Here is an 18,834-nt window from a genome sequence, read left to right on the forward strand (position 1 = left end):
CGTCAGGCTCATAACCTGAAGGCCGCAGGTTCAAATCCTGCCCCCGCAACCAAACTTTCCATAATACACATACTCAAAAGCCCGCCATTCCGGCGGGCTTTTGACGTTTCTAGACCTCGGTCGAGGCACGGCTGCGGTAACCGGAAGCCCCGGACCGTAAAAACGGTCGGGGCTTTGCTGCTTTTGGCCAAATGGCGTGGCCGACACGAGAAATGCGAGAAGGTCACACAAGCCGGCCAAGCGATGATGAATTAGTCGACCTGCCCACATGCCCCTACGAGTGTCTGAACCACGTCCTCGCCGCGACAGATGAGGCGTGCATAATCCTCAGATCAACCCATTTATCGGTTCTTAAGCAAAGAATGACAGTTTGGCTCCGATCGGTGGTGGGGGTGCATTCGTGGTAAATGGTTTGATGTCGCGGGTTCGCATTCAGACGAAGGTGCTGGTACTTTTGGCGCCATTCGTCATTAGCCTATGCGCAGTGGGGCTGACGGGCTACTACGCGGCCAGCCTTCTCGAAGGTCGGATGGAGATCTCCAACCATGTTTTGCAGTCTCTGAACGGGTTCAAACATGTTTCTTCCAGCATGACCGGCTTTCTGATGAAGCCGTCGCAGGAAGCCCGTGATACCGCGCTTGCGGAGGCCCGAGAGCAACTGGCAAACCTGAAGCAGACGATCGAGAGCCTAAGGCCGACGACCGATGTGGGGCTTCTTGACCGCGCGCTCGATCAATCGCAAATCATCCCGCAAAAGATCGAAGCGATCTGGCAAATCGAAACGGGGCAGCAGAAAATTCTCAGTGATGTTGACGCTGCTTCCGCGGCACTTCTTGATCTGCAAGGGCAGGTTGGCAAGCGCTCGTTCATGCTGATGGCTAGCGCGAAAAAGACGGAAAATGCTAACAAGGGCGGTCTGAACAATTCCGTCTCCGTCAGCGCCGCCGCCAGTGTCGCGACAAAACTTCGCAATGACTATACGAATGCGACGACGCCGGCTGACAAAGTTAGCCTGTTAGCCAAATACGCGCCCGATTTGCAAAAGGCAAAGGAGCAGCTTTCGCCTGCAGTCGCGACCGACAAACAAGCCCTCGCCGCGCAGTATGCCGCTGCTGTGGACGCCATCGCCAACGCTTCGAAGGTGTCGCTGGACACTTTGGATGTCCCAACAACGGATGCCACCGTTGCCAATCTTGCTGCAACTGGCGACAGTCTCAAGACGATTGGCGACGATCTGATGCGGACCTCCGTGCTCGCTCTTGCCGCGTCGGACAAGGATATCTCGCAGGCGACGAATGTCGGCAACGAACTGCGCGCCATCGTTAACAGCAATAATGAGATCCGCGTCGGCTTCGCCGAACTCGCCGGCAATCCAGACGACGCGCGAGTGAAGAAAGTTCAGCAGTCGATCTACATGTATCAGACCGAGCTCGGCCGTCTTGCCGGCATGGTGAACGACGACCCCGTCTTTGCCGAAATTCCGAAGAAGGCTCAACCCGTCCTCGATCTGCTTGCAGCAAACGCGGCAGCGCTCTCCGAAGGTGCGGCGCGCAAGCTGGCTGAATTTGATAGCGCTGCGGCGCAGATCGACAACACCTGGAACCTGCTTGCTCAATTCGCCGAGACGCAAAGGCAAAATGCTGGGCAGGATCGTCAACAGGCGAATAGGATATCCGGTGGCGCCATTGTGTTCGGCATCCTGATCGCTATGACCGCCGGTGCCGCGCTGGTCATCACCCTGAAGGGACCGATCACCCAGATTACCGCAGCGATGCGCAAGATCGCAGAGGGAAGGCTCGATACCGCAATCACCGGCGAGGCACGGGGCGACGAAATCGGGGAAATGGCGCGCGCGCTTTCCGTCTTCAAACAAAACGCGCTGTCGAATGTCGAAATGGAACAACAGGCCGAGATCGCGCGTAATGATGCGGAATCTGAGCGCGCCCGCAACGAACTCGAGCGGCGTAGCGCCAAGGTCCAGGTTGACGCTGCAATCGAGGCTCTTGCAGAAGGGCTAACGCGGCTGTCGCGCGGGGAGTTGAATTTTTCGATCGATACGCCGTTTGCCTCCGAACTCGACCGGATCCGCACCGATTTCAACATGTCGGTCGCGGGTCTCAAGGAGACGCTCTGCGATATCCGCGAGACGTCTTCCCTCATCAGCGACAATGGCCGGCAGATGGCGGAAGCCGTTGATGACCTGGCCAGCCGAACGGAAAAGCAGGCGGCCGCACTTGAGGAAACAGCAGCGGCAGTGGACGAGATTTCTTCCGCCGTCAACACCTCTTCAGGACGGGCAGCAGCAGCGCTTGCGCTTGTCCAACGCGCCAAACAGGGCGCCGACGCCTCGGCCTCCGTGGTCCAAAACGCCGTTTCGGCCATGGGGCGGATTGAGGACGCGTCCGGCCGGATCGTTCAGATTGTCAGTGCCATCGACGCTATCGCTTTCCAGACCAATCTCTTGGCCCTAAATGCCGGGGTCGAGGCGGCAAGAGCGGGTGAGGCCGGCAAGGGCTTTGCTGTCGTGGCGCAGGAGGTGCGGGAGCTGGCGCAACGATCGGCTCGCGCAGCCAAGGAAATCGGCGAGCTCATCAACAATTCCGTCCGAGAGGTTGCGTCCGGCTCCGAATTCGTCGGCCGCACTGGCGATGCGCTGATGGAGATTTCCAGCGAGATCGTCCACATTGTCGGTCATATCGAGCTCATCGCCTCGTCAAGCCGCGACCAAGCGACGACACTCCATTCGATCAACGCATCGGTGAACGATATTGATCGTATGACGCAGCAAAATGCGGCGATGGTGGAAGAGACGAATGCTGCCACCAGACAGCTATCGTCCGAGGCGCTTGCACTTACCGACATGATTGCGCGCTTTCGGCTTGAAGGCCACGAGAGCGCGGCTTCAAGAGGGTACCAGACTGCGGCATGACGGCAGTATGTATTCGCAGCACCTGTTAACTTGCTTTGAGATGGATGATTTCCGATCAGCAGGCTGATGAGTGATACATGTGCTTTGATCAGTTTCAGGCGCACGATAGTTGCTAAAATAGCAATATTCTAATATACGTGGAGCCGCCGTTTTAATATTTCCAAAGCGGCAAGCAACGTCCCTCCAATTGGCGGGCGTTTATTATTCTATTCAGCCGGGCGTTCGATTTCATGAAGTAGATTAAAGATTTATAGGGGGAGGGATAATGCGAAAATGGGCATCTTCTCTACCGACGGCTCCGCATGGAAGGCGTCGTCTTCTGTTTGCTATCTCGGGATTGCCAGCGTTCTGCGCAGTGGTGCTCTCAGCTGGTGTCGCGTTCGCGCAGGCGCCGACTGAAGAGCAGCGCAATGCGATCAAGGCGGAATGTCGCTCCGATTTCATAGCGCAATGTTCAGGGGTGACACCGGGCGGCATCGAGGCGCTCACTTGTCTGCAACAGCATAATGCCACACTGTCGGCGGGCTGCCGGAAGGCGGTGTCGGCGGTGAGCAAACCCAAGTCGACATCCGCGGAGCCGGCCCCGGCTGCGCCCGCAACCACTGGGGCGACCACACCCGCCCCGGCGACGGCCGCACCGACGCAGGCGCAGCGCAACGCCGTCAAATCGGCCTGCCAACGCGATTTTATGGCGCAATGCTCTGGTGTCACACCGGGCGGCACCGAGGCACTAAGCTGCTTGCAACAGCACAATGCCGCTCTATCGGTGCCGTGTCAGCAGGCCGTTGCGGCCTTGGGAGGATCAGCCGGGGGAGAATCAGCCGGATCAACCCCAGCCAGCGGCGGTGCTGCTGCGACGGTTGCGACCACGCCGGCTCCTCGGGCCATGATGCCGGCCTTCTCGCCGCGCGAGGAACTGATGATCCTGCGCGAAACCTGCGGATCGGATTTTCAGGCTCTGTGCCGCACGGTGCCTTTGGGCGGAGGACGGGCTATCGCTTGTCTTCGGGACAATTTGCAACGCGTGTCGCCTGCATGCCACCGGGTGCTGACCTCGGGACTATAGCGTCTGTTCGAAACTTGCGCTGTGAAGAGACCTCAGCAGCAACCTGCCTCCGCGTGAAACCGCAGGTGATTGCGCGACAGGCTGTTGCAATAGCCTTACTGAACCTTCGGCATCTCCGCCTCCGCGACGGCCGCGGTCTTTATGCGCCCTTTCCAATATTCCTCGAGGCGCTGCAGCAGGACGTAGAAGGACGGTACGAAGAGCACGGCGAGGCAGGTCGAGGCGATCATGCCGCTGAAGACCGATATGCCGATCGACTTGCGGGCGGATGCGCCGGCGCCTGTCGCCAGCACCAGCGGCAGGACACCGAGAATGAAGGCGAAGGACGTCATCAGAATCGGCCGGAAACGCAGGCGGGCGGCCTCGACGGCGGCATCCAGAATTTCCATGCCTTCCGCCCGCTTTTCCCGCGCATATTCGACGATGAGAATGGCATTCTTCGATGCAAGCGCAATCAGCAGGATGAGGCCGATCTGCGTATAGAGATTGTTGGCAACGCCCGCTGCCGTCAGGGCCGCCACCGTGCCGAGGAGGGCGAGCGGCACGGCGAGAATGACCGCCAGCGGCAAGATCCAGCTTTCATATTGGCCGGCGAGCACGAAATAGACGAGGAGCATGGCGAGCGCGAAGACGAAATAGATCTGCCCGCCCACGGCCTTCTCCTGATAGGACAACGCCGTCCATTCGAAGCCGGCGCCCGGCGGCAGCGTTCGATTGGCAATCTGTTCCATGACATCGAGCGACTGGCCCGAACTGAAGCCGGCGGCCGGCCCGCCAACGATGGTTGCTGAGGGGTAGAGATTGTAGAGGCTGATCAGGGAGGGGCCTTGCGTCGTCGTGACATCGACGACCGTGCCGAGCGGCACCATTGTCCCGTCACCGGCCTTGACCTTCAGATTGCGAATGTCATCCGGGCTGACCCGGAAATCGGAAGCGGCCTGCGCATAGACCTGGAAGGTGCGGCCGAATTTGTTGAACTGGGTCACATAGCTCGAGCCGACGTAGCCGGAGAGCGCCGAGAAAACCTGACCGACGGTAACCCCCAATGTCTCCGCCTTGATGCGGTCGACGGCGACTGCGAGTTGCGGCACGTTCGAGCGAAAAGGCGTGCTCAGCCTTTGCAGCGACGATTGGGCACTGCCGTTCTTGACGATCGTATCGGCAAGCGATTGCAGCAGCGGGTAGTCGGAAATGCCGTTCTTGATCTCGACCTGCATGGTAAAGCCGCTGGCATTGCCGACGCCCTGGATCGGAGGCGGCACGACCACCAGCGTCTTGGCGGCGAGCACCCTTTGCAGCGCGCCGTTCAGATGCTGGTAGATCGACAGCAGATCCTCCCCCTTCTGCTTGCCGCGCTCGTCCCAATCTTTCAGCACGACATAGGCCACGCCGGCATTCTGCAGGCTGGCATTGTTGTCGAGAACGGAAATGCCGCTGATCGTCAGCACCTGATCGACGCCAGGTGTGGCTTCGGCGATCTTGCCGACCTCGTTCATCACGGCATCGGTGCGCTCCTTCGAGGCACCGTCAGGCAGTTGTGCACTGATCAGCACGTAACCTTGATCCTCGATGGGCAGGAACGCGGTCGGCAGACGGGTGAGGCCCCAGACGGCGACCCCGATCAGGACAATTGCCGCTATGGCCATGACACCGGCGTGGCGGGTCATCGATCCGATCAGCCCGGCATAGCCGCGTTCGCCTTTGTCGTAGACCCTGTTGAAACCGCGATAGAAGACGTTGCGTTTCTCGGGCGGGACCGGCGGCCGCAGCCAAAGGGCGCATTGCGTCGGTTTCAGCGTGACGGCATTGATGGCGCTGATCAGCGCCGTGGCGGCGATGACGAGGGCGAATTGCCGATAAAGCTGTCCGGTCAGGCCGGGCAGGAAGGCGGCCGGAATAAAAACGGCCATCAGCACCAGCGTAATGCCGATGACTGGACCGAGGAGTTCCTCCATCGCCTTCTCGGCCGCCTGTCGGCCGGAGAGGCCCGCCTCGATGTGGCGGGCGACACCCTCAACGATGACGATGGCATCATCGACGACGATGCCGATGGCGAGAACGATGGCAAACAGCGTCGACAGGTTGACGGTGAAGCCCAATGCCGCCATGGCCGCGAAGGCGCCGATGATGGTGACCGGAACTGTGGTCGCCGGCACGAGCATTGCCCGCCAATCCTGCAGGAAGACGAGAATGACGATGAGAACGAGGACGCCGGCTTCGATCAAAGTGACATAAACCTCGTCGATGGATGCCTTGACGAATTTCGTCGTGTCAAACGGTACGTGATATTCAAGGCCCTGCGGGAAGCTCTTCGAGAGCTCCTGCATTTTTGCGCCCACCTCCTGCGCCACCGCAATGGCGTTGGCCTCCGGCAACTGAAAAATGCCGATGCCGGCCGCCGGCCGGCCGTTCTGCATGAAGGACTGGCTGTACGTCTGGGCGCCGAGTTCGACGCGGCCGATATCGCGGATGCGCGTGACGCGGCCGCCTTCCCCGCTTTCGACCTTGACGATGATGTTCTCGTAGTCGGCAGCCTCATTCAGCCGGCCGTTGACATTCAGCGTGTATTGAAAGATCTGCCCCTTCGGCACCGGCGGAATGCCGATCTGGCCGGCGGTGACCTCCTGGCTCTGCTGCTGCACCACGTTGACGATATCCTGCGGTGTCAGACCGCGCGCCTGCAGCAGGTTCGGGTCCATCCAGATACGCATAGCATACTGGCCGGCACCGAACACGGTGACGTTGCCGACACCCGGCAGGCGGGCGAGTTCATTCTGCAGATTGATGACGGCATAGTTCGACAGGAAGAGGCTGTCATAGCGGCTGTCGGGTGAGGTCAGGGTGACGAAGCCGAGAATCGCCGTCGATTTCTTTTGTGTCGTGACGCCTTGAACCTGCACCGCTTCGGGAAGCGATGACATGGCTATGGCGACGCGGTTTTGCACCAGAACCTGCGCTTGATCGGGATCCGTTCCGATGGCAAAGGTCACTGTCAGCGAATAGGTGCCGTCGCTGGCGCTCGTCGACTGCATGTAGAGCATGTCCTGCACGCCGTTGACCTGCAGCTCGATCGGCAGGGCGACGGTATCGACGAGGGTCTTGGCGCTGGCACCGGGAAAACGCGTCGTCACCTGCACCGTCGGCGGAACGACATTCGGATATTGCGCCACTGGCAATTGGAACAGGGCTACCGCGCCGATGAGCACGAAGACCAACGCCAGAACGTTGGCGAGTACCGGTCGCTCGATGAAGAAGCGCGAGATCATGCTGTTGTCCTTAGACGGTCAGATGTAGCATGGTGGCGAATTCATTGCGTGGTGGTGGTCTTTGCCTTGGTATCGCCGGCGGCAGCTGCCGGCGGGTTCATTTCCATCTTCTCGGGCGTGACCTTGCTGCCGGGGATGGCCTGCTGGATACCTTGTGTTACGACCCAGTCGGCCGGATCGAGGCCGGAGTCGATGACACGGAGCGAACCTTCACGCTGGCCGGTCTTGACCTGTTTCTGCTCGACGACGTCGTCCTTACCGAGAACGAGCAGGTAGCTGCCCAGCTGGTTCGTTCCGATCGCATCGTCGCGCACTAGCAGAGCCTTGTCGTTATGGCCGACCGGCACCCGAACGCGCACGAAGAGACCGGGCAGCATGGCGCGGTCCTTGTTGTCGAACAGGGCGCGTACCTGAAGCGTGCCTGTGGAGGCATCGAGCTGCGGCGATACATAATCGAGATGTCCCTTGTGTGGGTAGCCTTCTTCCGTCTGCAGGCCGAGCTCTGCCGGGAAACTCGGAAGATCCGTCTGCTTGAAGGTGTGTCCCTGCTTTGCCAGCGTTTCCTTGATCATCAGCACCTGTGTTTCGCTGACGTTGAAATAGGCATAAAGCGGATCCGTCTGAACGATGCTGGCAAGCTTGGTGGGGCCTGATACGCCGACAAGTGCGCCGATATCGACGAGGTGATCGGTGACGGTACCGTCGAAGGGGGCAAGCACTTCGGTATATCCGAGGTTGATCGTCGCGAGATCGAGATTGGCCTGAGCGTTGAGGATGGACGCATTCGCCTCGTCGAGCGTCGCCTTGGCGCTATCGACGGCGGTCTGCGTGGTGACTTGTTGCTTCGACAGATTGAGCTGTCGGTCGTATTCCTGTTGCGCGCCGACCTGAGACGCCTGTTGCGAGGCGAGCGATGCCTTCGCCTGATCCAGTTGCGCCTGATAAGTGTTGCGCTCAATTCCGAAGAGCTTGGTGCCCTTCATCACCGTCATGCCGTCCTGGTAGTCGATCGATTGGACGTAGCCTTGGACGCGCGCCTCGATATCGACGGAATTGAGTGGTGCCGTATTGCCGGTGAGTTCGAAATAGAGCGTCACCGGTTGCTGGACCGGCTGGGCGACTCGAACCGGAGGTGGAGGAGGGGCAACGTAAGTGTTGCCGCTTTCCTCACAGCCAGCGAGAATTGCAATGCCGGCGAGCACCACAGACAGGTGCAGACCCTGATACAATCTCACACGCATTGCCGCCGCCCCGATGTTTACGAGCCTACTGCAGTAATTTCAAAGATCTACAGCGTCCTTTGCGCGTCTGAAAAGACGCGCGGCGCTGTAGTCTTCATGCGTGCCTCGGCGGAGACGGCCCCTCTCCGAAAAGTTCCGGGCATGCGATATTATGTCGCGGCATTGCTAAAAATTGCAATAGCTGCTGGTGCACAATTAAACTGTGTCGAAGCTCATCCTCGACGGACGCCATGATGTGGCTAGGGTTTCCCGAGGCGCTCTATAGCGGACCGCAAAGGCGCATCCGAAACATGGACCAGCCCGACATATGGATTGGCCATATCCGAAACCAGGAAGATCGCGCCCGCGACAGATAGGGCGCAGACGAACAGAATTGACAGCACCGTCGGATTGGCCGGCGCCTGCAGTCCGAAGGTCGCAAAAAGCAGCGAGAGCCAACAGACGAGAACGGTAAGGAAGGCCCAGGGCAAACCCTCTTTCCCGGATTCGACCAGCAGCCAGTGGGTTTCGGCCACCATGCCGCTTACCTCCAGAGCACGGGCCTGGAGAGCGCGCTGCGCCGCATCCTTCGGTGCCAGCGATCGAAGGTCGCTTTGAACCGTCTCTATATCCTGATATTCTCCCACGGCCTTGCCGGAAGTCTCGTCGGTGGTTTCGGCAGTCCAGCCGCGGCTCAGCCGTTTCTCGATGAGTTCACGCAGTAATTGACGCGCATTGTCGGTTTCCGGCCCGTATTGCGCCATGACGCGGTCAAGCAGCAGTATCCGTGCGGCTGCCGTTCTCATCTCCACTTCGGCATTGTCATAGGACGACTTGGCGGATGCGATCAGAAGGCCGAGCGCCAAGGCCGACAGCGTTCCCACTACTGCGGTCGCCAGCCTGATGACGTCCTTGGATTCCGCATTGAGATGGTGATTGGGCAATCGGGCACGCACGATCAATCCTGTCGACGTCGCCGTCGACAGAAAAACAAATACAAGCCCGCCAACCAACAGTGAGTCCACGGCCGGTCTCCATTCGCCATGTAGGTCCTGCAGCCACCGCGATTGCTTGCAAGCTATGCAAAGCCCCCGTCATCATAGCTGAAGACAGACCAAGCGCGGAACTCTTTACTTTCCTGATCTCGCGCGGCCGCCACCGGCGGGTTTCATTGCTGGAATATCAGCAACACGTAAGCCAGGAAAAGCACCAGATGGACAGCGCCTTGCATGAGATGCGTGCGGCCGCTGGCAAAGGTGATGATGCTGACAGCAAGAGTGAGCAGGAGCATCACCAGATCTCCATGCTCCAGGCCGAGTGTCACGGGATGTCCGTAGAGCTGACTGACAACGAGCATCGCCGGCACCGTCAGCCCGATCGTCGACAGCACCGAACCAAGGAAAATGTTGACGGAGCGCTGAAGATTATTGGCGATGGATGCACGCACGGCGCTGATTGCTTCAGGCGTCGCGACGAGGATGGCCATGACAACACCGCCAAATGCGGTTGGAGCATGCAGGGTTTCGATAATGTAATCGATCGGCCGGGCAAGCTGTTCGACTAGAAAGACGACAGGACCCATATGGGCGAAAAGCAGAATGGCATGAGGCCAGACCGGTCCATGTCGAGGGACACGTTCACTGATGCGCTCGTGACGGTTGCTGTCGTCGGTGAAATAGTCCCGATGGCGGCCGGCCTGAAGAAACAGAAACGTAGCGTAAAGGCCGACCGATATTATACCCAGTATCAGTTGTCTCGGTGCAGATGGATGCTGTCCGTCCGGCCCCGCAAGAAATGTCGGCATCACCAGGCTTAGGGTCGCCAGCGGTACGATGACCCCGAGATAGGCGTTGGCGCCCTGCAGGTTATGCTGCTGTTCCGGTCGCCGCCATGCGCCCAGCAGCAAGGACAGGCCGACCATGCCGTTCAGGATGATCATGACGACTGCGAACAGGGTGTCGCGCGCAAGCGTGGGATTGTTCTCGCCGTGAAGCATGACGGCTGATATTGCCATCACCTCGATCGAGGTGATGGCAAGCGTCAGAATGAGCGTGCCGTAGGGCTCCTTCAGCCGCTCAGCCAAATGATCCGCGTGCCGGACAACCGACAGAGCGGAGCCAAGGACGGCAGCAAACAGCCACGCGAAAACGACAGTGAACCAAAGCGGATCGGAAAGCTGCCCGAAGAGCTGCTCCTGGAAAACAAAAAACGCCAAGCTCGTCGCGACGCTGACGCCCAGGAACCATTCCTCGCGTATCAGGCAGTTTGCGCCGACGGCGCGCAATGCCGGGCCGTCCGTCATTGAAGCCACCCGTCTTCCGTCAAATGTCGCCGCAATGCGATCATCAAAACCATTGTGTCCGCCCACTGTCTCCTGCCCGTCCCATGAGCAGGCCGAGACGAGGCTGCCTTAAGGCGAACCGAACCTCAAGCCAGATCGTGTGTCACTGACTAAAACTTGCAGGTGTCTCTATTCTCATCATCCATTGTTTCCTGACAGGGACTGCTAAAACAGAGGGCAAGACGAGGCCCGGCGAACGCGCGGCGCGGGCGGTTGTAGTGCGTTGCGGCGGCTGCTCACGCCGCGTCTTCGATTATTCGCGGCCGGTCGCCGGGATTGCCGCGCCGGTCACGACAGCTGCTGCCGGCGAAATCAGGAAGGCGATGAGGCGGGCGATCGATTGCGGCGATACCCAGCCGTCCGTCTTCGCATCGGGCATGGCCGCGCGGTTCTCAGGCGTGTCGATCGTGCCCGGCAGGATGCAGTTGGCGGTGATGCGGTCGTCGCGGCATTCGGCAGCGATCGCCTCGGTCAGCCGGATGACGGCGGCTTTGGAGGCGGCGTAAGCGGCCTGCTTGGCGCCGGCCTTCAGGCCGGGTGCGGCGGCGATATGAACGATGCGGCCGTAGCCCGCGGCCTTCATGGTCGGGAGAACCGCGGCGCTGATCGTCAAGGCAGTGCGGGCGTTTGCGGTCATCATCGTCTCCCACTGCGCGGGTGCCTCCGGCCCGACCGGTCCCATCTGGAAACCGCCGACGGTGTTGACCAACGCGCTAACGCCGCCGAAGCGCTTCACGGCCCGGGCGACAGCGGCGGCGCAGGAGGCATAATCGGTGAGATCCGTTCCCGCGATCGACAGAAATTCGGTGGAAGCTGGAAGATCGCCGGCCAAGGCTTCCAGCTCATTGCCCGAACGGTTCATGCAGACGAGTTTTGCGCCGGCGCTGGCAAGCTCGCGGACAACGGCGCTGCCGAGGTTGCCGCCGGCTCCCGTCACGATCACGGCTTTCTGTTCGTTCATGGCAATCGATCTCCTGACGGTGCCCGCGCTGGACGCTGCCCACATTGTTGATCCAGGCTGCGCGGCAGCGCAAGCCCGCCGCCCGGGACAAGGTCAGATGTTTGCGGAACGGCCCGCGGAGCTATCCGCGGGCCGTTCGTCCTTGATCGTCTGTCGGACCTGATTTCAGTGATACTTCGCCCGTTCGCGGCCGAGAATGACGGGCGCGTCGAGGCCGGCAATGGGACGGGTGACATCGGCCGGGATGTCGCCGGTGAGCTGCAGGTCGAGATAGCGAGCGCAGCAGACCCGCAGGAAGGACGTGAAGTTGCCGAGATCGTGGCCGGCATCGATCGATTCATGATGCAGCCGGGTGATCAGCTGGACAACATTCATGCCGTCGCGCCGGGCGATTTCCTCCAGCTTTGCCCAGAAGAAGTTTTCCAACCTGACGCTGGTGACCATGCCGTCGATGCGCAGCGACCGGGTGGCGCTTTCCCAGAGCCGAGCATCGGCCTTGATGAAGAGTTCACACATATCGTCCTCCCCAGTGCCGCCCTCCTCAGGCGGCGTTGGTTTCGAGCAGTGCTGTGGCATCGAGCACGGCCATGAACTGGCGCAGCCACGACGGATGCGCGGGCCAGGCGGGCGCCGTGACCAGATTGCCGTCCGAGACTGCATCGGTGATTTCGATATCGGCATAGATGCCGCCGGCAAGTTCGACTTCCGGCCGGCAGGCTGGATAGGCCGAGCAGGTCCGGCCCTTCAGCACACCGGCAGCGGCAAGCAGCTGCGCGCCGTGGCAGATGGCGGCAACGGGTTTTCCGGCGTCGAAGAAGTGCCGGACGGATTTGATGACGTCGGCGTTGAGGCGCAGATATTCGGGCGCACGGCCGCCGGGAATGACGAGGGCATCGTAATCTTCGGCGCGCACGCTGTCGAAGGTGGCGTTCAGCGTGAAATTATGGCCGCGCTTTTCCGAATAGGTCTGGTCGCCCTCGAAATCATGGATGGCGGTGGCGACAGTCTCGCCGGCGTTCTTGCCGGGGCAAACGGCATGGACGGTATAGCCGCAGGCAAGCAACGTCTGGAACGGCACCATCGTTTCGTAATCTTCGGTGAAGTCACCGGTGATCATCAGGATCTTTGAGGCTGGCATCGTTTCCTCCCTTTGAAACCAACTGGCGGAGATTAGCAAAGAGCTGTAGAGAGCAGGTACTATGGGAATACTACAGGCGAAATTCCCACCCGGCGGGCGACAGCATCAGACCGCCCTGACCTTCACATCAGGCACTGCGCAAGCCCCGCCGCCGCCGAAGAGGCGGGAACGAGTCAGGAAGCGTTTCTCGCGGCCATTGTCGAGCGAGAACATGCCGCCGCGGCCGGGAACGACGTCGATGATCAGCTGCGTATGCTTCCACGCCTCGAACTGGCTGGTGCTGATATAGACCGGTACGCCGCCGATCTCGCCGAGCTTGACGTCGCTGTCGCCGATCATGAATTCGTTAGCCGGATAACACATCGGCGAGGAGCCGTCGCAGCAACCGCCGGACTGGTGGAAGAGGATCTCGGGATGATCCCGCTTTATTTCTGCGATCAAATCGAGAGCTGTGTCGGTTGCGAGAACACGCGCTTCGCCGTTGACGGTGGTTTCCATGGCTGCCTCCAAAGTTTTGGGGGAGAACTCCCCTCCCCAACCCCTCCCCACAAGGGGGAGGGGCTAAGCTGTGGCACCGGCTGGCAAAACAACAAGCCGGCTGCATATGCTGCGCCTCAAGAGTGAATACGGCGAGGGCCGCATGGTAAGCCCCCCCTTGTGGGGAGGGGTTGGGGAGGGGTTTAAGACCCTCCCGTCATGCTGAGTATCTCAGAAGAAGCCGAGTGCCTTCGGGCTGTAGCTCACCAGCATGTTCTTGGTCTGCTGGTAGTGATCGAGCATCATCTTGTGGGTTTCACGGCCGATGCCCGACTGCTTGTAGCCGCCGAAGGCGGCATGGGCCGGATAGGCGTGGTAGCAGTTGGTCCAGACGCGGCCGGCCTGAATCTCGCGGCCGAAGCGGTAGCAGCGATTGGCGTCTCGGCTCCAGACACCGGCACCGAGACCGTAGAGCGTGTCGTTGGCGATTTCGAGCGCTTCCTTCTCGTTCTTGAAGGTCGTGACCGAAACAACCGGTCCGAAGATTTCTTCCTGGAACACACGCATTTTGTTGTGACCCTTGAAGATCGTCGGCTTGACGTAATAGCCATTCGCCAACTCGCCGCCGAGATCGTTGCGCGAGCCGCCGGTCAGCACTTCCGCGCCTTCCTGCTTGCCGATATCGAGATAGGCGAGGATCTTTTCCAGCTGCTCCGTCGAAGCCTGGGCGCCGATCATTGTCGCGGTGTCGAGCGGGTTGCCCTGCTTGATCGCCTCGACGCGTTTGACGGCCTTTTCCATGAAGCGGTCGTAGATGGATTCCTGGACGAGGGCGCGGCTCGGGCAGGTGCAGACTTCGCCCTGGTTGAGGGCAAACATCGCAAAGCCTTCGAGCGCCTTGTCGAGGAAGTCGTCGTCTTCGGCCATCACATCGGCGAAGAAGATATTCGGCGATTTGCCGCCGAGCTCCAGCGTCACCGGAATGAGGTTCTGGCTGGCATATTGCATGATCAACCGGCCTGTCGTCGTCTCGCCGGTGAAGGCGATCTTGGCGACGCGCTGGCTGGTCGCCAGCGGCTTGCCGGCTTCGAGGCCGAAACCGTTGACGATGTTGAGCACGCCGGGCGGCAGGAGATCGCCGACGAGCTCGGCCCAGAGCAGGATCGAGGCCGGTGTCTGCTCGGCGGGCTTCAACACCACGCAGTTGCCGGCGGCAAGCGCAGGTGCCAGCTTCCAGGTGGCCATCAGGATCGGGAAGTTCCACGGAATGATCTGGCCGACGACGCCGAGCGGCTCATGGAAGTGATAGGCCACGGTATCGTGGTCGATCTCGCCGATCGAACCTTCCTGGGCACGAATGCAGGAGGCGAAGTAGCGGAAGTGGTCGATCGCCAGCGGAATGTCGGCCGCCATGGTTTCGCGGATCGGCTTGCCGTTGTCCCAGGTCTCGGCCTGGGCGAGCAATTCCAGCTTGTCTTCCATGCGCTGGGCGATCTTCATGAGGATATTGGAGCGCTCGGCAGCGGAGGTGCGGCCCCATTTTTCCTTAGCCGCATGGGCGGCGTCGAGCGCGAGATTGATGTCCTTTTCATTGGAGCGGGGAATGTCGCAGAGCTTGCCGCCGGTGACGGGCGTCAGGTTTTCGAAGTATTTTCCCTCGACCGGCTCGCGCCATTCGCCGCCGATATAGTTGCCGTATTTCAGCTTGAACGGCGACTCGACGATTTTCTGATGAAGCATGTCATCCTCCCTTGATGATCCAGGTTCCCAAGCGAACCAGTGGGAGGAAAATGTGCGTAATTTGGCGGAGGGACTAGGGCGGGTCTTCCATACCGCAGTGCACAGTGTCGCAGACCTGCGACAGCATCGCGTCGCGATTGCTCCAGGAGCGGAACCTTTACCCTGATCAGTGGAGATCGAGCTTCTTCATCTTCCTGTGCAGCGTTGCGCGGCTGATGCCAAGCGCGATCGCCGCCTGCGAGACATTGCCGCCGGCGCGCGACAGCGCCCGCAGCAGTGCCGCCTTTTCCGCCTCGACGATCTCGTCCTGCTGGGAGACGCCAGCCTCGTGCAGGGCATCGGCGGCAGGAATGCCGGCGGCGATGCGCTTGTCGTCCAGCTGCAGTGCGATGCGGGCGGCGCGCGTCGCGCCGAGCACCAGATCGTGCCTGTCGACGGCAAGCAGGGCGGCGGCGGAATTGGCGCCGGCCGGGACCATCAGGAAACGGGCGCCGGCAAAGGCCGAGCGGAAAAGGTTGAGCTCGATGCGCATCGCCGCATCGCGCACGGTCTGCGTCAGGATCGCCAGCGTCATCTCGTTGACGTCTTCGCGGCATGTGGAGATGTCGAGGGCTGCTGCCACCCGGCCACGATGATCGCGGATCGGCGCCGTCGTGCAGCTGAGGCTGGTATTCGAGCAGAAAAAATGCTGATCGCGGAAGATGGCGACGGCACGCTCGTCGGCAAGCGCGGTGCCGATGCCGTTGGTGCCGATGCTGGCCTCTGTCCAGACCGAGCCGGTCCAGAGGCCGAGTGCGCGGAATTCCTTGTCGTCGCCGGCAGCGCCCCGGCGCTCCAGGGCGATGCCGTTCTTGTCGGTCAGAAGCAGGCAGCAGCCGGCCCTGCCAACGGTGGTAAAGAGACGATCGAGCTCTTCCGTCGCGCTGGCGATCAGCTGTTCGGACTGCTCGCGCGCGCGGCGGAATTCCTGGTCGGTGAGGCGCAGTGGAGCCCGCTGGTCCTCGGGGGCGAGCTGATGCATGGTCATGCACCGCCGCCATGAGGCGACAACGGGAGAACTGGCCGCCGCAGAATCGCGCTGGGCAGACGTGTAGACGTGCTCGGCGTGCGCTGAGTGTTCGTGCATCGGCTCCTCCCACCGAAGTTCAGCACATTCTGATGGAAAAGCGGCTGGTTTGCAATCGGCCGGTACTGGCGGTCGTCAGCATGCGGCTCTTCCTGACGACAATGGCGGAAATCACATTTCGGTGTTTGGGCGGCCATGGCGTAACAAATGACCCCTCTCTCTCGTAGTTCTATACGGAAGCAAGGTTTGCCAGACGAGGAGATCCGACCATGCTGAATAGACGATTGTTGCTGATGGGCGCCGCTTTTGGGGTGTTTGCGGTTCACCTGGGCCTGGCCGGCAAGGCGATCGCCGCCGAGACGTTTGCGGTGACGCATACCGACGAGGAATGGCGCAAGCTGCTGACGCCGGATCAATACGTCATCCTGCGCCGGGCGGGGACGGAACAGCCCTTCACCAGTGCCTTGCTGCATGAGGAGCGAAAGGGCAATTTCGCCTGCGCCGGCTGCGACCAGGACCTCTTTTCCTCGACCACCAAATTCGACAGCGGCACCGGCTGGCCGAGCTTCTGGGCGCCGCTCGAAAAAGCCGTCGGCACCACGAGCGACACGACTTTCGGCATGGTGCGCAGCGCCGTGCACTGCAGCCGCTGCGGTGGGCATCTCGGCCATGTCTTCGATGACGGCCCGAAGCCAACCGGGCTTCGCTACTGCATGAATGGGCTCGCCATGACATTCCGTCCGGCCTCGGCCTGATCGAGCGATGACCTTACTCGGTGCTGATGACTGCCTGCGCCTAGAACAGGATGATTTTAGGCCGGGTCGGCCTAAAATCTGAATCCTGTTCTAAATTAAGAGTTGGAGCATGATGTCGTCCGAAAACCGATCACACTTTTCGGCATCATGCTCCGCGCTGCAACCAGGCTTCGATGCCGCGCGCTGCCGCCCGGCCGGTCGCCAGGCAGGCGGTGAGGAGATAGCCGCCGGTCGGCGCTTCCCAGTCGAGCATCTCACCGGCGGCGAAAGTGCCCGGTAGCGCCTTCAACATGTAGCTGTCGTCGATGCCGCTCCAGCGGATGCCGCCGGCCGAGGAGATCGCTTCGGCGATCGGGCGGGTTTCGATCACCGGCACCGGCAGGGCCTTGATCATGCCGGCGAGACGTTCAGGATCGGTCCGGTCGCGCTCGGGAGCGAGTTCGCGCAGCAGCGCCGCCTTGACGCCGTCGAGGCCGGCACCCTTGCGCAGGCGGTTTGAAAAGCTCGATTTGGCATCCTGCCGGGCAAGGTCGCGGCTCAGCCTCTCGGTGGTGCGGCCGGGTGCAAGGTCGAGCGTCAGGGCAGCGCTGCCGTGGTTCAGCAGCCGGTCGCGGAGGCTGGCGGTGTGGGCATAGATCAGGCTGCCCTCGATGCCGCTCCTGGTGATAACGAATTCGCCGGGAAACGTGCCGGCCTCGGATGTTGCGGTGACCGACTTTACCGGCTCGCCGGCGAAACGCTCGCTGAAGCTTCCGCTCCAGCCGACGGCGAAGCCGCAATTGGCGGGCTTAAAGGGTTCGATCTCGACGTCTCTCTCCGATAGCCGAGTCAGCCAGCTTGCATCGGAGCCGAGGCGCGGCCAGCTTGCGCCGCCGAGCGCCAGCAGGGCTGCGTCACAATGGACGATGCTGCGCCCTTCGGGCGTTTCGAAAGCATAACCATCTTCGGCAAAACCGGTCCAGCGGTGGCGGGTGCGCAGCGTAGTGCCCCGCGCCTCCAGTCGCCTGAGCCAGGCGCGCAGCAAAGGAGAGGCCTTCATCACCTTCGGGAACACCCGGCCGGACGAGCCGATGAAGGTCTCGGTCCCGAGCCCTGCTGCCCAATCCCTGATATCATCAGGGGTAAAGGCATCAAGAGCGGGGCGCAGACGGGCGGAGGCCGCGCCGAAGCGTGTGGTGAAACGGGCATAATCCTCGGAATGCGTGATGTTGAGACCCGACTTGCCGGCCAAGAGGAACTTGCGGGCGAGGGTCGGCATGGCGTCGTAGACCGTCACCGCATGACCGGGACGGGACAGCAGTTCGGCAGCCGCGAGGCCAGCCGGGCCGCCGCCGATGATCGCGATCCGCTTCTGGTTCATTGATGTCTTTGCCCGATTCTTTCTGCATTCAGTTTTGGCGCGGGCGCGGACCGCCTGCAAGGACGCGAGCGATCAGTGGTGCGGATGTGTGCACTGGCCGTGGTCGGCGAGCACCTCGATGACTCGGCATTGGTCGACGCGGCCGTGGCCGCAGCCTTCCACCATGGTTTCCAGCTCGGCCTTCAGCGCCATCAGGCTGCGGATGCGCTGCTCGACCTCGACGAGACGGGCCTTGGCGATGGCGTCGGCCGAGGCACAGGACTGGTGCGGATCGTCCTGCAGGGTGAGCAGCGTGCGGATCGCCTCGATCTCGAAGCCGAGCTCACGGGCATGGCGGATGAAGGCGAGACGGCTGATATCGGCAGGCTCGAAGGAGCGCTGGTTGCCCTCGCTGCGGCTCGGCGCCGCAAGCAGGCCGATGCTCTCATAATAACGGACCGTCGGCACCTTGACGCCGCTTTGGCGCGCAGCTTCACCAATGGTGATTTTTTTCATGATTTTCCTCTTGCACCTCT

15 protein-coding genes are annotated in these 18,834 nt (G+C 61.2%); 3 read left to right on the forward strand and 12 right to left on the reverse strand.

Going from position 1 to position 18,834, the window contains the following annotated elements:
* The first annotated feature begins 400 nt into the window (after positions 1-400).
* Together C3Y91_RS32025 and C3Y91_RS32030 are read left to right on the forward strand one after the other, a co-directional pair.
* The gene (locus C3Y91_RS32025) at positions 401-2,929 is read left to right on the forward strand and encodes a methyl-accepting chemotaxis protein (RefSeq protein WP_026170604.1); all 2,529 of its coding nucleotides are present in this window, start codon (positions 401-403) and stop codon (positions 2,927-2,929) included.
* 265 nt (positions 2,930-3,194) lie between these two features.
* Positions 3,195-3,995, forward strand: coding sequence for a hypothetical protein (locus tag C3Y91_RS32030; protein WP_075226086.1), 801 nt, complete (start codon positions 3,195-3,197; stop codon positions 3,993-3,995).
* A gap of 95 nt (positions 3,996-4,090) precedes the next feature.
* Here the strand turns inward: C3Y91_RS32030 and C3Y91_RS32035 are convergent, their stop codons facing one another.
* The 10 genes from C3Y91_RS32035 to C3Y91_RS32080 form a co-directional block, all read right to left on the reverse strand.
* Complete coding sequence (locus C3Y91_RS32035) at positions 4,091-7,261, reverse strand: efflux RND transporter permease subunit (RefSeq protein WP_027689390.1); 3,171 nt, start codon at positions 7,259-7,261, stop codon at positions 4,091-4,093.
* A 41-nt stretch (positions 7,262-7,302) separates the two neighbouring features.
* Complete coding sequence (locus tag C3Y91_RS32040; protein WP_018068172.1) at positions 7,303-8,502, reverse strand: efflux RND transporter periplasmic adaptor subunit; 1,200 nt, start codon at positions 8,500-8,502, stop codon at positions 7,303-7,305.
* 239 nt (positions 8,503-8,741) lie between these two features.
* Entirely contained in the window at positions 8,742-9,506 is a 765-nt protein-coding gene (locus C3Y91_RS32045) for a bestrophin-like domain (protein WP_018068173.1), read from the reverse strand.
* A 143-nt stretch (positions 9,507-9,649) separates the two neighbouring features.
* Entirely contained in the window at positions 9,650-10,783 is a 1,134-nt protein-coding gene (locus C3Y91_RS32050; RefSeq protein ID WP_168576252.1) for a calcium:cation antiporter, read from the reverse strand.
* 292 nt (positions 10,784-11,075) lie between these two features.
* Positions 11,076-11,783: an SDR family NAD(P)-dependent oxidoreductase gene (locus tag C3Y91_RS32055; RefSeq protein WP_018068175.1), complete on the reverse strand. Its 708-nt coding sequence runs from the start codon at positions 11,781-11,783 to the stop codon at positions 11,076-11,078.
* A gap of 165 nt (positions 11,784-11,948) precedes the next feature.
* The gene (locus tag C3Y91_RS32060) at positions 11,949-12,299 is read right to left on the reverse strand and encodes a ribbon-helix-helix domain-containing protein (RefSeq protein WP_018068176.1); all 351 of its coding nucleotides are present in this window, start codon (positions 12,297-12,299) and stop codon (positions 11,949-11,951) included.
* 25 nt (positions 12,300-12,324) lie between these two features.
* Positions 12,325-12,921: a DJ-1/PfpI family protein gene (locus tag C3Y91_RS32065; protein WP_018068177.1), complete on the reverse strand. Its 597-nt coding sequence runs from the start codon at positions 12,919-12,921 to the stop codon at positions 12,325-12,327.
* A 105-nt stretch (positions 12,922-13,026) separates the two neighbouring features.
* Positions 13,027-13,419 carry a DUF779 domain-containing protein gene (locus C3Y91_RS32070; protein WP_168576253.1) on the reverse strand — a complete coding sequence of 131 codons (393 nt, stop codon included), beginning with the start codon at positions 13,417-13,419 and terminating at the stop codon, positions 13,027-13,029.
* A 210-nt stretch (positions 13,420-13,629) separates the two neighbouring features.
* A complete protein-coding gene (gene adh / locus C3Y91_RS32075) occupies positions 13,630-15,138 on the reverse strand; it encodes an aldehyde dehydrogenase (protein ID WP_017968031.1) in 1,509 nt (502 codons plus the stop codon).
* A 166-nt stretch (positions 15,139-15,304) separates the two neighbouring features.
* Entirely contained in the window at positions 15,305-16,264 is a 960-nt protein-coding gene (locus C3Y91_RS32080) for a helix-turn-helix domain-containing protein (RefSeq protein WP_168576254.1), read from the reverse strand.
* A 209-nt stretch (positions 16,265-16,473) separates the two neighbouring features.
* Here C3Y91_RS32080 and msrB point away from each other — a divergent pair, with 209 nt between their 5' ends.
* Positions 16,474-16,959 carry a peptide-methionine (R)-S-oxide reductase MsrB gene (gene msrB, locus C3Y91_RS32085; RefSeq protein ID WP_018068181.1) on the forward strand — a complete coding sequence of 162 codons (486 nt, stop codon included), beginning with the start codon at positions 16,474-16,476 and terminating at the stop codon, positions 16,957-16,959.
* A gap of 145 nt (positions 16,960-17,104) precedes the next feature.
* Here the strand turns inward: msrB and C3Y91_RS32090 are convergent, their stop codons facing one another.
* Both C3Y91_RS32090 and C3Y91_RS32095 read right to left on the reverse strand, forming a co-directional pair.
* Positions 17,105-18,319 carry a TIGR03862 family flavoprotein gene (locus C3Y91_RS32090; protein WP_018068182.1) on the reverse strand — a complete coding sequence of 405 codons (1,215 nt, stop codon included), beginning with the start codon at positions 18,317-18,319 and terminating at the stop codon, positions 17,105-17,107.
* Positions 18,320-18,391: 72 nt separating this feature from the next.
* Positions 18,392-18,814 carry a MerR family transcriptional regulator gene (locus C3Y91_RS32095; protein WP_018068183.1) on the reverse strand — a complete coding sequence of 141 codons (423 nt, stop codon included), beginning with the start codon at positions 18,812-18,814 and terminating at the stop codon, positions 18,392-18,394.
* Between the last annotated feature and the right edge of the window lie 20 nt (positions 18,815-18,834).

It is taken from the genome of Rhizobium ruizarguesonis, assembly GCF_012349115.1.
GTDB classification, from domain to species: domain Bacteria; phylum Pseudomonadota; class Alphaproteobacteria; order Rhizobiales; family Rhizobiaceae; genus Rhizobium; species Rhizobium ruizarguesonis.

What these genes read in the sequence shown, in the direction of transcription:
- C3Y91_RS32030 (WP_075226086.1), top strand. Translation starts at nt 3,195, where the DNA reads ATGCGAAAATGGGCATCTTCTCTACCGACGGCTCCGCATGGAAGGCGT.
- C3Y91_RS32035 (WP_027689390.1), bottom strand. Translation starts at nt 7,261, where the DNA reads ATGATCTCGCGCTTCTTCATCGAGCGACCGGTACTCGCCAACGTTCTG.
- C3Y91_RS32040 (WP_018068172.1), bottom strand. Translation starts at nt 8,502, where the DNA reads ATGCGTGTGAGATTGTATCAGGGTCTGCACCTGTCTGTGGTGCTCGCC.
- C3Y91_RS32050 (WP_168576252.1), bottom strand. Translation starts at nt 10,783, where the DNA reads ATGACGGACGGCCCGGCATTGCGCGCCGTCGGCGCAAACTGCCTGATA.
- C3Y91_RS32055 (WP_018068175.1), bottom strand. Translation starts at nt 11,783, where the DNA reads ATGAACGAACAGAAAGCCGTGATCGTGACGGGAGCCGGCGGCAACCTC.
- C3Y91_RS32060 (WP_018068176.1), bottom strand. Translation starts at nt 12,299, where the DNA reads ATGTGTGAACTCTTCATCAAGGCCGATGCTCGGCTCTGGGAAAGCGCC.
- C3Y91_RS32065 (WP_018068177.1), bottom strand. Translation starts at nt 12,921, where the DNA reads ATGCCAGCCTCAAAGATCCTGATGATCACCGGTGACTTCACCGAAGAT.
- C3Y91_RS32070 (WP_168576253.1), bottom strand. Translation starts at nt 13,419, where the DNA reads ATGGAAACCACCGTCAACGGCGAAGCGCGTGTTCTCGCAACCGACACA.
- adh (WP_017968031.1), bottom strand. Translation starts at nt 15,138, where the DNA reads ATGCTTCATCAGAAAATCGTCGAGTCGCCGTTCAAGCTGAAATACGGC.
- C3Y91_RS32080 (WP_168576254.1), bottom strand. Translation starts at nt 16,264, where the DNA reads ATGCACGAACACTCAGCGCACGCCGAGCACGTCTACACGTCTGCCCAG.
- msrB (WP_018068181.1), top strand. Translation starts at nt 16,474, where the DNA reads ATGCTGAATAGACGATTGTTGCTGATGGGCGCCGCTTTTGGGGTGTTT.
- C3Y91_RS32090 (WP_018068182.1), bottom strand. Translation starts at nt 18,319, where the DNA reads ATGAACCAGAAGCGGATCGCGATCATCGGCGGCGGCCCGGCTGGCCTC.
- C3Y91_RS32095 (WP_018068183.1), bottom strand. Translation starts at nt 18,814, where the DNA reads ATGAAAAAAATCACCATTGGTGAAGCTGCGCGCCAAAGCGGCGTCAAG.